The sequence below is a fragment of the Ruegeria sp. CG1 genome (genome assembly GCF_056537265.1).
This window is the reverse complement of sequence record NZ_JBQFRF010000007.1, coordinates 62,351-77,456: the sequence shown is the minus strand read 5'-3', so window position 1 is coordinate 77,456 and position 15,106 is coordinate 62,351. Positions and strand designations below refer to the sequence as shown.

Annotated in this window: 14 protein-coding genes; 7 read left to right on the top strand and 7 right to left on the bottom strand. The window is 54.3% G+C overall.

Annotated elements, in window-relative coordinates; all coding sequences use genetic code 11:
- Window positions 1-7 precede the first annotated feature (7 nt).
- The 5 genes from ACR0AU_RS18320 to ACR0AU_RS18300 form a co-directional block, all read right to left on the bottom strand.
- Window positions 8-796 (bottom strand): SDR family NAD(P)-dependent oxidoreductase, encoded by a 789-nt coding sequence (locus ACR0AU_RS18320; protein ID WP_050606103.1) that lies wholly within the window; start codon window positions 794-796, stop codon window positions 8-10.
- Between the two features lies 1 nt (window position 797).
- Window positions 798-1,799 carry an ABC transporter permease gene (locus ACR0AU_RS18315; RefSeq protein WP_170719185.1) on the bottom strand — a complete coding sequence of 334 codons (1,002 nt, stop codon included), beginning with the start codon at window positions 1,797-1,799 and terminating at the stop codon, window positions 798-800.
- Entirely contained in the window at window positions 1,796-3,319 is a 1,524-nt protein-coding gene (locus tag ACR0AU_RS18310; RefSeq protein ID WP_353009384.1) for a sugar ABC transporter ATP-binding protein, read from the bottom strand. The genes ACR0AU_RS18315 and ACR0AU_RS18310 overlap by 4 nt, the downstream gene beginning before the upstream one ends.
- A gap of 84 nt (window positions 3,320-3,403) precedes the next feature.
- Window positions 3,404-4,438, bottom strand: coding sequence for a sugar ABC transporter substrate-binding protein (locus ACR0AU_RS18305; RefSeq protein ID WP_170734008.1), 1,035 nt, complete (start codon window positions 4,436-4,438; stop codon window positions 3,404-3,406).
- Window positions 4,439-4,464: 26 nt separating this feature from the next.
- Window positions 4,465-5,334, bottom strand: coding sequence for an SMP-30/gluconolactonase/LRE family protein (locus ACR0AU_RS18300; protein ID WP_170734007.1), 870 nt, complete (start codon window positions 5,332-5,334; stop codon window positions 4,465-4,467).
- 106 nt (window positions 5,335-5,440) lie between these two features.
- Between ACR0AU_RS18300 and ACR0AU_RS18295 the strand changes: the two genes are divergently transcribed.
- From ACR0AU_RS18295 to ACR0AU_RS18265, 7 genes are all read left to right on the top strand, one after another.
- Window positions 5,441-6,112: a GntR family transcriptional regulator gene (locus ACR0AU_RS18295; RefSeq protein ID WP_170663106.1), complete on the top strand. Its 672-nt coding sequence runs from the start codon at window positions 5,441-5,443 to the stop codon at window positions 6,110-6,112.
- 147 nt (window positions 6,113-6,259) lie between these two features.
- Window positions 6,260-7,813, top strand: coding sequence for a sugar ABC transporter ATP-binding protein (locus ACR0AU_RS18290; protein WP_480439434.1), 1,554 nt, complete (start codon window positions 6,260-6,262; stop codon window positions 7,811-7,813).
- Between the two features lie 2 nt (window positions 7,814-7,815).
- Entirely contained in the window at window positions 7,816-8,802 is a 987-nt protein-coding gene (locus tag ACR0AU_RS18285; RefSeq protein ID WP_174818509.1) for an ABC transporter permease, read from the top strand.
- Between the two features lie 56 nt (window positions 8,803-8,858).
- On the top strand, window positions 8,859-9,854 hold the full coding sequence (locus ACR0AU_RS18280; protein WP_010437236.1) for a substrate-binding domain-containing protein: 996 nt from the start codon (window positions 8,859-8,861) through the stop codon (window positions 9,852-9,854).
- A gap of 52 nt (window positions 9,855-9,906) precedes the next feature.
- Window positions 9,907-10,809: a hypothetical protein gene (locus ACR0AU_RS18275; RefSeq protein ID WP_480796050.1), complete on the top strand. Its 903-nt coding sequence runs from the start codon at window positions 9,907-9,909 to the stop codon at window positions 10,807-10,809.
- Window positions 10,797-11,606 (top strand): NAD-dependent epimerase/dehydratase family protein, encoded by an 810-nt coding sequence (locus ACR0AU_RS18270; RefSeq protein ID WP_480796049.1) that lies wholly within the window; start codon window positions 10,797-10,799, stop codon window positions 11,604-11,606. The genes ACR0AU_RS18275 and ACR0AU_RS18270 overlap by 13 nt, the downstream gene beginning before the upstream one ends.
- 611 nt (window positions 11,607-12,217) lie before the next feature.
- Complete coding sequence (locus tag ACR0AU_RS18265; protein WP_480796080.1) at window positions 12,218-12,724, top strand: MFS transporter; 507 nt, start codon at window positions 12,218-12,220, stop codon at window positions 12,722-12,724.
- Here ACR0AU_RS18265 and ACR0AU_RS18260 read toward each other — a convergent pair.
- Both ACR0AU_RS18260 and ACR0AU_RS18255 read right to left on the bottom strand, forming a co-directional pair.
- A complete protein-coding gene (locus tag ACR0AU_RS18260) occupies window positions 12,621-12,845 on the bottom strand; it encodes a helix-turn-helix domain-containing protein (RefSeq protein WP_171181575.1) in 225 nt (74 codons plus the stop codon). The two genes, ACR0AU_RS18265 and ACR0AU_RS18260, sit on opposite strands and share 104 nt — an antisense overlap.
- Window positions 12,846-13,685: 840 nt before the next feature.
- A complete protein-coding gene (locus ACR0AU_RS18255; protein ID WP_480796048.1) occupies window positions 13,686-15,080 on the bottom strand; it encodes an aminotransferase-like domain-containing protein in 1,395 nt (464 codons plus the stop codon).
- Between the last annotated feature and the right edge of the window lie 26 nt (window positions 15,081-15,106).

Genomic DNA, 15,106 nt, shown 5'->3' with positions numbered 1-15,106 from the left:
TTAGAAGTTAAAGAATGTTGCGAACGATGCCGCCTTCGATCCGGTGCGCAGAACCATTGGAGGCCGTGCTTGCTGAGATCGTGACGATCATGCGGGCGACTTCGTCTGGTTGGACAAAGCGTTGTATGAGCGATGTGGGCTCATCTGATTTGAAGTAATTGTCGACGATCGTGTCGAGCGGCTCACCCTTTTGATCGGCGAGGCCGTCAAAATAGGCCTCGACACCTTCGGTCCAGGTTGGACCAGGCAGGATCGAGTTAACCCGGACTTTTGTCCCCTTTGTCAATTCTGCCATGCCACGTGTCAGACCTAACATGGCAGTTTTAGTGACAGAATAATGCACCATCTGAGGTAGTGGTTTCACTGCCGCTTCGCTGGCCATGTTGATGATGGATCCCTTATCCCGGCCGAGCATGTCAGGCAGGAAAATCCGGCTCATCCGAACGGCGGACAGGACATTGATGTTGAAGTAATGCATCCAGTCGTCATCCGTGAGATCCTCGAACGGTTTGACCGAAAAGATGCCAACATTATTCACAAGAACGTCCACCGCACCGCGCGCACGAGCAAACTCTGCCAGAGTTTCCGCATCAGTGGTTTTGGTTAAGTCGGCCGCAATGCCTTCGACCTTGCCCAGAGATGACAGGTCGTCGACGCAGTCGGACACTTCCGCCTCGGTCAGGCCATGCACGATGACCCGCGCGCCTTCTTCCAAGTAAACCCGGGCAGTGGCTTTGCCGATGCCGGAACCTGAGCCAGTCACCAGAACCAACTTATTTTTGAGCCCCAGATCCATCTCAGGCCTCCTTCTTAACGTTAGATGATTGCTGCGATGAAGGGCGACCGAACATTCGACCCATCAAGCCCGAAATCTCTGCACGCCACATGTCTATGCCGACGGCCAACAGAATGATCAGGCCCAACACGATGTTCTGAACCGAAGATGGCGCAGCGTTCAGGTTCAAACCATTCTGGACGATAACGATTGTCATCGCCCCCATCAGCGTGGCGAGGATGTTGCCACGACCGCCTGCAAGGCTGGCTCCGCCGACAACAGCAGCGGCAATGGCCTGCAGTTCCAGCGTCTGGCCATAGTTTGGCGAACCAGAGTTGAGGCGCGCTGACATCAGGATCGCACCAACAGCCGTCATGAAACCAGCGATGACAAATGTCGTCGTCTGAACTTTACGTACGTTGATACCCGTCAGAACGGCAGCGGCTGGGTTACCACCCACGGCATAGATCTCACGCCCAAGTTTCGTGAAGTTCATGGTGAACGCAGCAAGGACGTAGAAAAATACGAGGTAGAAGAAAGGCATCGGAACGCCGAACAGCTTGCCGTAGAAGATTGGCTCTAACGCCGGATCCAGCGAGAAGATCGGAGACCCATTGTTGAAGGTCAGGGCAAGGCCCCTGAAGGCAATCAACGCCGCCAATGTCGTGATAAACGACGGGATACGCCCGTAGGCTGTTATCAGCCCAATGAACAGACCAAGCAATCCGCCCATGAAGAGTATGAGGGGTAGCGCCAGAACCAGTGGAATGCCGACAAATTTCAACATTTGCGCAAGGATCATGGTCAGCAAAGCCACCATAGACCCGGAACTCAGATCGATGCCCGCAGCGAAGATCACGATAGTAGACCCGATTGCGATCAAGGCCACGATGCTTACCTGTAGCGAAAGGTTAGAAAGGTTGCCCGGGTTCAGGAAGCGTTCGGTCGTAAGGGCCACGATCAGTGCGACAATCACCATTGCTGCGAATGGCCCGATCAACTGGGTGTCAAAGATCCGCTTCATGCGAAAGCCTCCTTAGGCTTGGATTGGGGGGTGTCGGCGGACGCGCGAACAAGATCGTCATGCGTAAGGTCGGATGCATCGACCGTTCGCACTATCGTTCCGTGCTGCACGACGGCAATCCGATCGCTCATCGCAAGCAACTCATCATGGTCTGAACTGATTAGAATGATCGATTTTCCCGCCCGCGTGAGCCTGTTAATCAGCTTGTAAACAGCGATTTTCGCGCCGATATCGATCCCCTGCGTCGGCTCATCAAGGATCAGAATGTCCGAGGCTGAAAACAGCCAACGCGCAATAACAATCTTCTGCTGATTGCCACCAGACAAAAAGTTGACCGTCTTTTCCTCGGCCTGGGTCGAGATTTCCAGATCGCGGATCAGGTCATGGGTAGCTTGCTCTTCCGCCTTAAGGTTCAACACGCCGAACCGGCTTAGCCCGCCAAGGGACGCTGCGGTGACGTTCCCGCTTGCGCGGAAATTGAAGAACAACCCGTCAAACTTTCGATTCTCTGGGACAAGAGCCAAGCCCGCACGGATCGCATCAATTTCCCGACGAAAGCGAACCGGTTTGCCATTTAGTCTTATCTGTCCGCCTGTTAGCTCGTCTGTTCCGAACAGGGCGCGGGCAATCTCTGTGCGGCCACTGCCCAATACGCCACCCAAGCCCAGAACTTCACCCTGGTGCAACGAAAACGATACATCTTTCACGCCCGAATTGGTGCTCAGACCTGCCGCTTCCAGCACAACATCCTTGGTCGCGTTCTGCTCCTTGGGATAGTGCTCACCAATGTCCTCACCGACCATTGCGCTGACAATCTCAGAGACGTTGATCTTGGTCTCGCCACTCGCTCGCACAACACAGCCGTTGCGCAAGATCGTCACTTCATCAACGATCCGTTCAACCTCATCCAGCCTGTGCGACACATAGAGAATAGCGGTTCCGCGTTCACGCATATTGCGCAGTAACTGGTGCAGGCGTTCAATTTCATCTTCACCCAATGCCGCCGTCGGCTCATCCAGGATGATCATGCGGGCGTCCATCGCGACGGCTTTCGCGATCTCGACCAGTTGTTGCTCGCCTACCGATAGCGAGCCGGTGATTGTTTCGGGAGAAACATCGACATCCATTTCCGCCAAAACGCGCGCGGCTTCGTTGTGGACCTTGGCCCAGTCGATCACGCCAAAGCGGGACCGAGGCATATTGCCAAGGAAGATGTTTTCGCCAACCGACAAGGTGGGCACGATCGAGAATTCCTGAAAAACTGTTGCGACACCAAGTTCACGTGCCGCCTGCGGATCGCTGATCGTGACCGGCTTGCCATTGTGCAGGATTTGACCGCTATCGGGTTGCTGCACGCCGGACAGTGTCTTGATCATAGTCGACTTACCACAGCCGTTTTCACCCAGCAGCCCATGAATGGAACCGGGCATAAGCCGGATGCAGACCTTGTCATTCGCCAAAACTCCAGGATAGGCCTTGGTGATATCGACAAACTCCCAAAGGGGCGTTGCGGGTGTCATTGCGATTGCCTCGATAAAAGGGGATCTCGGTTGAATTGCGACCCGGCAGCACGCGCACGCGCCACCGGGAAGCGGGGAGAAAGTTCAGTACTCTTTGGACGGCTGCGGGAAGAGCTTTTCTGGCTCTTGCAGCACGCTGATCGCACCGTCTTTGTCTTCAATCGATGTGGGCGTTTCGATCCAGCCGCCGGGATAGGACCCGTTGAGCGCATCAATGGTTGCGTGCATGGCGGCTTTACCCATTAAGAATGGCGAGGTGTTGACGGTTGCCGTGATGTTGCCAGCCGCGATTTCTTCAAGGCCAGACGTGTCACCATCATTGCCCAAAAGGACGATATCATTGCGGCCAAGTGCTTTTGCAGCAAATGATGCCCCAATGATCATGTAGTCGTTCGCCGCAAAGATCATGTCGAGATCGGGGTTCGACTGCAGGATATCCATACCAGCAGTGTTGCCGCCTTCAACGTTCCATTTACCATCAATGGATACCACAACGTCGAAGTTATCATTGCCCTCGATACCGTCGAGGAAGCCGCCCACACGTTCGGTCGAGTGATAGCCAGGCTGCCCTTCGATAATGCCGACCTTCATCGGTTGATCACCATAAGTTTCAATGGCCCAATCAGCGATAGCATGCGTGCCGTTACGCTGAGAGTACCCGACAACGCCATGAATTGGTGTCGGGAAGTTCGGGATGTCCGAATTGATCATCAGAACTGCCATGCCCTTGTCTACTGCCTGCTTTAGCAGTGGTGCGGCAGCAAATTCGTCGTGTGTCCCAAAGATGATTGCATCCACATCCTGCGTCAGCACATCTTGGATCATTCCCATTTGGCCGTTGATGTCCGCACCGGACTGGGGCGCAAGCATGAAGACTTCGACCCCGGCCTCAGCAGCAACCGCTTTGATGCCTTCACCGATGGCGATGTAGTAGTTGAACTCGGTCGCCGGCGGCATATACGCGATCCGGAACGTATCGTTCTTGGGTTCTATTGCATCGATTGGCGCTTGTGCCCCGTCCTCAAGTGGAACCGGTGTTGGATAATTTTCCGCCAGAGCGACCGCTGCCAGCGTGGCGAACCCCGCGGCAAGCGTAGTGGTCATAAGCGTTTTCAACATAGTTTTCTCCTCCAGAATTTCGTTTGTTATCCTTTGAATGGCGCGTCGATCACGCCACGAACGCCGGGTTTCGCAGCAAAGAGGCCGCCGGATTCCGGTTCTTTTGTTAAAGCTGCTTCGTCACTCATCAGCCTTGAGGTCGTGATGAACAGCGTGTCGAGATCAGGGCCACCGAAAGCGCAACAGGTGGGCTTCCAGACCGGCACCTCGATCACGCGATCTATCGTGCCATCAGGTGCGACGCGAACAACGCGATGGCCTTCCCATTCGGCGTTCCAGACGCCCCCTTCGGCATCGACACAGGACCCATCAGGCAAGCCGGGCTCATCATTGAAAGAAGCGTGCCGCCGACGGTTCGAAACGGTTCCACTGCGGGTGTCGTAATCAAATGCGACGATTTCCCGATCCGGAGTATCCGCGAAGAACATCGTCTCACCGTCGGATGTAAAGCAAGTCGAATTGGCGCAAGACACTCCTTCGATAATCGTCCGCACACTCAAGTCTTTATCGACGCAGATGACTGACGAATCGGCCTTACCAGTGACTTCGTTCATGCCTCCAACAATCAATCGCCCCTGGCGATCGGTTCGCCCGTCGTTCAGCCGTGTCTCCGGATTGTTCGGCTCGAATCGTGCCACGAGGGTTTCCTCGCTATTGGGCGACTCGAACAAGACAACTCGATCAGCATAAGCAACAATCAGACCGCCAGACGCGCGCGGCGCGAAGCAACACACACGCTCCGGCATCTCATGAGAGGCGGTGTCTGACGTTGCAGCATCAAATGACCAAAGCGCACAACCTTCAATGTCGGTCCACCAGACAAGACCATCGGCGGGATTCCAGAAAATCCCTTCCCCGTGCTGGTTCTTACAATCGACGACCAACTCTGCGCGCACTTTTGGTTCTCCCTAGTACATTCTGATATCTGATATACCAGCTTGCCTAATCTGGTGTATCAGATATCTTGCATCTGGCAACACCTTTTTTTGGAGATATCCTCAGATGGCGCTTGAGAGACCCAAGTCTTTGCGTGAACTCGCACTGGAACATTTGCGGAATAGTATTATCGATGGCTCCCTGAAAATGGGCCAGGTTTTGTCGGAGCGAAAAATCTCCGAAGAGCTGGGCGTATCGAAATCGCCAGTCCGCGAAGCACTCGCTCAACTACGTGACGAAGGGTTGGTCAGTATCGAGCCTCAAAAAGGCGCACGTGTTTTTTCGCTGTCTGAGCCGGAAGTGACTCAGATCTGCGATTTCAGACAGGCTATCGAAACTGCCGCCTTTGAACTTGCGTTGTTGCGGAATCCGGAAGGTCTTGCCGGCGACATGCAGCGTGTCGTGAAGGACATGGAGAAAGAACGCAGGCGAGGTAATGAAAAGGGCTACCTTTCACTGGATACCACATTTCATCAATTGATTTTTGAACATGCAGGTAACGACTACCTGACGGCCAGCTATACACGCTACATCGGTAAGATTGCCGCATTGCGAACCCATTTGGCGAAGCTGCCACAGCATACTGAGCTCTCCTTCGATGAGCATTCGAAAATCGCTATTGCCGTTCGCGAAGGCGACATGGCCAAAATCAAATCTCTTCTCACTGCGCATATTGACCGCACCAGACAAGCCTACAAAAGCGCCGCCATCGTCCTCGAAGGAGCGACCGCATCCTAGCAAAAACGTAGCTTCGTTGTGACGGGGGCCGGCCAAAACGGCGCCGCCCCTTTCTTTTGGGCACCTCACGGTCTTTTCTTTTTCAGTTGACATCTGAGATATCAGATGCCAATCAAAAGGCGGGAGGAAGCTTGTATGACGCCAGCAATGAAACCTGACTCACCGGGGCTACAGCCACTGATCCAGCTGGATCGGGTTGGCAAAAGCTTCGGCACGAACATTGTTTTGGATGGCGTCGACTTTGAATTGAGACCCGGCGAAGTTCACGCGCTATGCGGGGAAAACGGCGCCGGAAAATCCACTTGTCTCGGCCTGTTTTATGGACTTCACCAACCTTCTGCTGGGCGTATCCTGTGCGACGGAAAGGAAAAGCGAGTCGAAAGCCCATCACACGCGCAATCCTTGGGCATCGGCTGTGTTTTTCAAGAACTCAGCCTCGCTGGCGCGCTCTCTGTTGCGGAAAACATCTACGCGGGGCGCGTACCCACCCGGTTTGGCGTAGTTGACTGGCCTGAACTGCGCCGCCGTGCGGAGGCGTTACTGGCGGAATTCGGTCTGGATATCGACGTCTCAACACCCGTGGAAAACTTGCCAATAAGCTCCCGCCAGATTGTTGAAATCGCCAAGGCGCTGTCGTTGAATTCCCGCGTCCTTTTGCTGGATGAACCGACATCAGCATTGGCACCCGACGAAGTAGACGCACTATTCGAAGTCCTAAAGTCCCTGACAAAGAAAGGGATTGGCATCGTCTATGTCAGCCACCATATGGCCGAGATTTTCCAGATCTCGGATCGCATTACCGTTTTGCGAGATGGGCGCCACATCAGCACTTTACCGGTTTCGGAAACTTCTCAGGAACAAGTCGTCGCCGAGATGATCGGCGGCGCTCACCCCGGTGATGTCACGCGGTCAGGTAAGGTTAACGGCGAAGAGGTTTTGCATGTCCAAGAATTAACCCATCCAGATGAATTCGAAGACATTTCTTTCTCCATTAAAGCCGGAGAGATTGTAGGGATGGCAGGGTTGATGGGCGCTCGCCGCAGCGAGATTGTTCGATCGATTGTCGGGTTGATGCATGGCGCGACCGGGGAGATCAGACTGCACGGCAAGCCTGTTAACTTTGCGTCCTTGCGGCAGGCGATGCGTGCTGGGGTCGGGTTTGTTCCCGAGGAACGCAAGACTGAAGGCCTCTTTCTGGAACAATCACTCAGCGACAACCTGATCGCGGCCAGTCTTTCCGATCATGCGTCTGCTGGGTTCATGCGTTCGGGCTCGATCAAAGCAGCCAGCCAAACAGCCATTGACGCATTCAGTGTCAAAACTAGCGGGATTAACGAACTTGTTGGTGATCTCTCAGGGGGCAATCAGCAAAAGATTATGTTGGCCAAGTGGCTCAAACGCGCGCCAGCTCTTCTGATCATTGAGGAGCCCACAAAAGGGGTCGATGTCGGAGCCAAATTCCAAATCCACACGGAACTTTTGCGTCGGGCAGCCGAGGGAATGGCCATCCTCGTAGTGTCATCCGATTTTCCCGAACTGGTCTCTCTCTCGACCCGCATCCTTGTCGTCCACGACGGTCGCCTCATGGGAGACATCGCAGCCGCTGAGGCAACCGAATCCACGCTTCTTCAAATGGCCGCTGGAAATTCCGTTCCAATTGTGGACGCACCCCAAACCAATCAATCAGGAGTCGCGACGTGACCATGACCGCTCAAGCCAACTTGCCCATGAAGCGTCCGCTGCTGCGCCGTGTTCTACAAGCTTTTGTCGATATTCGTGAACTAACGCTGATCGTTCTGATCGCCGCCATCATCATCGTGATGTCCAACGTTAATCCCTATTTCCTCAGCTTCTCGAACTTTCGAGCCGTGGCCGTGGGCATGGCCCCCACCGCGATCATCGTGATCGGTATGGCGATCCTACTTGCATCCGGCGGGTTCGATCTTTCCGTTGGATCGGTTATGGCTTTGTCTTCTACCGTCGTAGCCATGCTGCTTTTGACTGGCATGCCAATTCCGCTCGCTGTGGTATGCGGATTAGTGTTGGGTGGAATTGTCGGGGTAGTGAACGGTTTGCTCGTGACCGGCCTCGGGATCAATCCGCTTATCGCGACCCTCGGCACGATGTCGATCGCGCGCGGCATCGCTCTTGTCCTGACCGAAGGTTTTTCTGTCTCAAGCCTGCCGGCATCATTTGCCTGGATCGGCAAAGCTGACATAGGCGGCTTTCCGGTCATCGTCTTGTTCACCATTCTGCTCGTCGTCTTGTTTGACCTGGCCGTCCGCCACACACGCTTTTTCCGTCAGGTCTATTTCATCGGCGCCAATGAAAAGGCCGCGATGTTGTCAGGCATCCATGTCACACGCGTGCGTATCATTCTGTACGCGCTGACCGGTATTCTGGCTGCTTTGGCGGGTGTATTGCTGGCCTCCCGCTTGATGAGCGGTACACCCACTGCAGGCAACGGTATCGAACTTCAGGTTCTGGCGGCGGCGGTCATCGGTGGCGCATCCCTACGCGGCGGCGAAGGTACTATTCTCGGCGCTTTCCTCGGCGTCGTTTTTGTCGCGTTGATCAACAACACCATGACGATGCTGGCCGTATCGATCTACTGGCAGATGATCGTCATCGGCGGTGTGCTCGTTACAGCGGTGGCCTTGGACATGCTGATCCGAAGCAAACGGGGCTAATCCATAAGCTTTCCAAAACCCAACAACAACCAAAGATCCAAAACAGGGAGACTACGATGACTGAATTGAATGTGAATCGGCGCAGGCTGCTGACAGCGGGCACCACCGCTGGATTGGCCGCAGCGTTCGGACTGCCCATGCTGTCCAAAGAAGCCATGGCGCAAGCGGCCGGCAAGGAGTATGTGTTCCTGTCCATCGTCACGCAGGTGCCGTTCTGGGTGGACTATCGAAATGCGATGGAAGACCTTGAGGAACTAATGGGCATCAAGGCCACATTCACGGGCCCATTGGATTTTGACACGGCCGCACAAGCACGCCAATTGGATGAACTGATCGCAAGACGTCCCGCAGGCATCCTTATCTTCCCCGGTGATCCGGCCACTCTGGCCCCCGGCGTCGAACGTGCGGTAGAGGCTGGCATTCCAGTCACATGTTGTATTGGCGATATTCCCGACAGTCCCCGGTCCACATTCCTTGGTATCAACGGCGTTCAGGCAGGACGTGTCGGCGGCGAGATGCTGGCGCAAGCGATTGGCGGGAAGGGAAAAGTTATCCTCGGCACTTTCCCTGCCCCTTCCACATTGGAGCGTGTCGAAGGGTACAAACAAATCTTTGCCGAGAAGTACCCGGATATCGAGGTCGTCGACGTCGTCAACGATAAGGCCGACCCGTCCTATGCGCCGACAGCCTACCTTCAGGCAATTCAGGCGAACCCGGATATTGTTGGTATTGGCGGCACGGACGGCGACAGCGGCAAAGGCGCGGCAATTGCCGTCAATGAGGCGGGACGCAAGGACATCAAGATCGTCGCGATGGACCGAAATGATGATATGCTTCCTTATATCGAAGACGGCACAATTCACGGCGCAGTGGCTCAGAAATCCTATCTTGAAATCTTTCTCGCCTTCCACATGATGCATTGGCAGAACACTGACGCGCTGAAGGTCTTGCCCGATTGGAAGGCGGCTGGCATCAATCCTCTACCCGAGCGCGTTGAAACCGGGGTTATGCCGATTACTGCCGAGAACGTCGTCCAGTTCAAGCACACCTAAGCGATTTTCCCGGTGCATTCCGTCGCGCCGGGAAACCGATAGGAGGGTTTATATGTCGGACAGATGGAGCGTTCTTCAACTGCAGCAAAACGATCTGCGGCTGACAGTCCTGCCTGGCATCGGGGGCCGTTTATGGGATGTTAGTTTCCAGGGGCGCTCCCTCCTCTTTCAGAACACAGATCTCGACGGGTTGGAGGTCGATGACACGCGGCTTACTGATCTACCCACACGCTCTCCACAATTTGGTTTTCCACTCTGGGGCGGTGAGAAGACGTGGATCGCCCCGGATGCATCCTGGGTAAATGGCGCTCCGTTTCCCGTGTTGGATAGCGGCGCTTACCAGATCACTTCAAGAAACAGCTCTCGTATCGACATCACCAGCGCAGTATGTCCAACCTCGCACTTATCGGTGTCGCGTCGCATCACACTGACCTCAGCGGAAAGCTGGGATATAGAACACATCGTCGCCAACCATGGGGCCTCCTCGCGCCTGACCGGCATTTGGTCAGTCATGATGCTTAACACTCCCACGAAGATCGGTGTCGAATTGGAAGACCCTGCATTTTATCCTGTATTTGGCTCTGCCGAAGGGATGATAGCCACGCACGGCAATGGCATTGTCGTGGATTGCGACAAACAGCAGGAATTCAAGGTCGGGCTACCGAACCCCAACGGTCGTACACTGATACGGTGCGGCCGCGATGCCCCTTTGCTGATGTGTTCGGTACCAGAACCTCAACAGGGCGATCAATTTGCGCATGACTATCCGTTTGAGGTCTTTAATTCGGGCGATTACGCCTATTGCGAGGCGGAGTGGCACTCTCCGGCACGCAACCTCGCACCGAATGAAACACTGAGTTTTCGGCAGACGTTCCGCGTCTTGTCAGATGAAGACGCATCCCAAATGCCATTGGGGCTCACAAACAACAAGGAGTTCCTGTCATGCATGTCTTGATCACGGGCGCAAGCGGGCATCTCGGCCGCAAACTCTTCAACGCGCTAGAAAGCGACCCCGATTACACCGTCTCTGGCATCGACATCCGTCCCGTTGATCATCCCGACATACACATTGCAGACCTTTCTGACGACAGCGGTTGGGTCAGTTTGCTAAAGGGAGTGGACGTTATCGTGCATCTTGCTGGTGACCGAGAGCCCTCCGCCACTTGGGCCTCCGCGATCAAACACAATATGGATGCAACGCTTTCTCTCTATCACCATGCGGCAGCCATGGGCGTCAGGCGCGTGGTTCTTGCCAGCTCCAACTGGGTTCACGGCGACAAAAGGTTCACGCATAAGGTGCTCAACAGCGCGACACCACCAGGGCCAGTAAACGCCTACGGCATGTCAAAGTTATTCTGTGAACGGACAGGGGCCTATTTCGCTGAGCATCACGGACTATCGGTCATCTGCTTGCGCATCGGCTGGACGCAATGGACTCACGGCAACCAACCCGGCACACACATGGCGATGGGCCGGTGGGGTCAGGAAATGTGGTTGAGTGATCGGGACTTTCTAAGCGGAATGCGCGCCGCAATAGATGCAAAGGATATTTCCTTCGCAGCCCTAAACCTAATGTCAGATAACCCAGGTATGCGCTGGGATATCACCGAAACACGACAAACGATTGGCTACTCTCCAGAGGATGGAAGCCCCGCAAAAATAACAGTGGGCATTTCCTTGAGATCCATGCTGCAGCGGCTGTTTACAGTCCGACTCCCCAGCTTTTTCGCGACACGTTTCCCGGATTGGTAGAGTACAAGATCCGAGCATTGTTGTTGCGTTGCGCAACCAGTTTACGAAACCTCGCATCGAAGTAAGCGCTGAAAAGGTCAGCTTTGTCTGCTTCGCGGTAGACGGAGAGCGACATAAAGAGCACCAGATTTCGCAACCATTGGATGTTTGATGATTCGATGACGACTTGCGCACATCGTTGAAGCGGTTTTATGTGAAGCGATCTCTGGTTGAGTGATGGCCGTTCATAGGAACGAGTACGAAAGGCTGCCTCTGCGGATTTTGCTGTCATTAGACACTATCTGATTAATGTCTGCTCTCAGCCCGAAACAGAAGGCAAAAAAGCGTTCAGACAAAGTAAAGCTGACCTTCGACGACCCAGAAGCTCTCAAAACTGTCTGACGACGGACACCTAGTCGGCGTACACGAGTACAAAAATTCAATCCCGAGTAAGTGTAGTTGCGACGTAGCCTACAGATTGACCGGTAGATCATGGTCGTGCCGGCGATCTACTCGAACGCATTTTCAATTGCGAATAGTGCTATGGCTGTGTTCCCTTGGCCGGCATAGAGACGAAGCTGAATAACGGAAGAGTGGTGGTGCAGGCACAACTCATAACACTACGATCTGTCATGCTGGCGATGGCGGCCATACAGTTGGTGACGGCGGCTTCCGGTACGCTAGTGGCTCTTTATTTTGCCGAAACAGGAGCTTCACAAGCAAGCGCTGCCATCGCATCCGCTTCATACTCTCTAGGCTTCCTGCTTGGCTGCTTCTTTGCTGCCGGGCCTATCTCCAAAATCGGGTATATCCGATCCTTCTCGGCAGGGGCTGCGATATCTGCCGGGTCCGCGCTTGTGTTTTCGCTCACCGAGTTCGAGCCTGCCTTGTTCTTCGTTCGCCTTATGACCGGCGTGGCGACAGCCGGACTATTTGCGATTGGAGATTCATGGATAAATGAGGCTGCGGATAAGGCGTCACGTGGCCGATTGCTGGCAATCTATGCTGTTGCTAATTCATCTGCAGGCACCTCCGTTATTCGTAACGTTCCGGCCACAGAGCCTCGGGCGTTGTCCCAAGCTTTTCTGCTATGGCTTTCTGGACGTAGTCAGAGCGCCTGTATCCTTGTGACACAGTAGACACTGAGCTGATGGAACGGCCGATATCTCGGCTCAGCTTAGCCAGTGAACTGCCTTTTAGCCGAAGGTCACACTTGATCTGCTCATGTTTCGCGAGATCGACAATCAAATTCCCGGTCATGTCAAATGTTCCGACTGATTCCAGTTAACGAAACCTAACAAATGACTTTACAGGTGTCATTTTTATTGTTTAATTTCTGATGTTTACGTATTTGCGCCTCAAAATTCCAATGCAATGTCGGAAGACAATCAGCTAAGTTGCTGTATCGCCGACGGCTTTGCGCCAAGAGACGCAAATAGAGGTATCTGACGTTGAAGAAACTGGGTTAGGCTTGAGCACAATAGTCGAAATAAAATGTGGCAGAGTTCCGACTATTTTCCTGCGAGAGACGCCAAATGCGTGGCAGCCATACCTGCGCCGCAAACTCCTCGCTTTGCTTAGACAAAGTAAAACCCATAAGGAATTTGCCACGCGGCTCGGAATTAGCCCGTTGGTTGTGCGACGGCTCTTGGACTTGCTTGGCGTCGATTATGTTCAACGCCTCTATAGGCAATATAAAAAGGGAAAAACCTGCTCAGATATTGCCAACGCAAACGGGATGAAGCCTGCAACACTGTCCAAACTCTTTAGGGAACGAGGCTTTGAGGTACAGCGTGGGGTTCGCAGACCCAAAGTGCCAAAACATAAACTGCGCCGCATCTGGACAGAGACCCAAGTAATCAACAGGGTGGCGCGAAAACTCAAAATCCACTGGGAAACGGCGCTACGTCTGCTCGAGGATGAAAAGCTGATCGTGGGTTACAAAGGTCGACCGAGAAAACTCTCAAAATCATCACGGCCGCCTTAGGCTCTTCATATACGCCTCAGGGGCATACTAGCAGACCTAGAAAACTCTTGGTTCGGCCCAATGCCGACATTTGCTTCATCAAACAACGCTGCAATGCGGCTTCCCCAAAGCGGTCATTGTGGCTCGGCCGCACTCATCAGCTCACGAAGCAGCCTTTTATGCGTCACTCCCGTCATCTGGCTCACGTTGAAACGCATAAACGAGTTCTTGGACCGGGTCGGACTGAAGACATTTCCCGGGGCAAGCACAACGCCTTGTTTGAGAGCTTCCCGTGCCAGCATGGCCGAATCCCTTCCGTCTGGCAGCTCACACCATAGGTAAAATCCGCCCTTGGGATACACGAAGGGCTTGATGTTTAGGGTGCCCAACTCATCGATAGAACGCGCGCGGGCGCGATCCAGTTTGGCCCTCAGCGTGTCCATATGTTTGCGGTAGCTCCCATCGGTGAGGGCTGCGTGCAGCAATTCTGATACCATCGGGCTCGGCCCACCAAAGCTGATTGCGACCTGAAGGTCGGTCAGGGCGGCAATCCAGCTAGGCCTGGCAGCTATGTATCCGCATCGTAGCGACGCCGAAAGCGTCTTGGAGAAGCTGCCAATCGTGAGAACACGGTCCAGCCCATCCAACGCGGCTAGACGCGGAGACAGGTCCGGCTCGAACTCAGCAAAGATAGCGTCTTCCACGATAAGCAGATCATGGGTCTCGGCCAGAGATAACACGCGATGCGCGGTCGCTGCTGAGAGCGTCGCGCCAGTTGGATTGTGCAATGCCGAGTTGGTCAGATAGAGCCGGGGACGCTCTTTGCGTAGAACGCTTTCGAATATCGTGAGATCGGGACCATTGGGCGTGTAGGGCACACTAACAAGTGCGACCTGATGCGCACGCAAGAGGGCTTGAAAATTGAAATAGCACGGATCGTCCACCAGAACTGTATCACCCGGCTTGAGCAGCAATCTGCAGATCAAATCCAGCGCTTGTGACCCAGAATTTGTAAGCAAAACGGTGTTTGGGTCGACGTCTATATTTTGATCGCCCAACATGCGTGCCACGTGTTGGCGCAGGCCCGCATGCCCCTTTGCATTGCTGTAGTCGGTCAACACATTGCTGTTGCCCCGTGCCACATTACGCATGGCCCGACGCAGTGACTCCAGAGGCATCCAGTCTGACGGCATCCACCCGCATCCGGGCTTCTCCATGCTGTCTTCCGCATCAATGGATTGCCGAGCGACCCAAAGCGGATCAATCTCTCGCTCAAGCTGTGGCCCGGTTTGCGACACGACAAAGGGCTGAACGCGGTCGGAAACAAAGAAACCAGAACCGCGTCGGGCAAAGATAACGCCCTCAGCGGCCAAGACGTCGTAGGCCTCAACTACGGTCGAGGGTGAGACGCCCAATCTACGTGCGAGCACCCGGACAGACGGCAGCTTGGTTCCTGCGCTATATGTACGAGACCGTATCCTGCGTGTGATATGGTCCATCACGAGTGTGCGACGGGTCGCTTTGGCCATGGTACAATCAATCTGTTTGGGTTCAT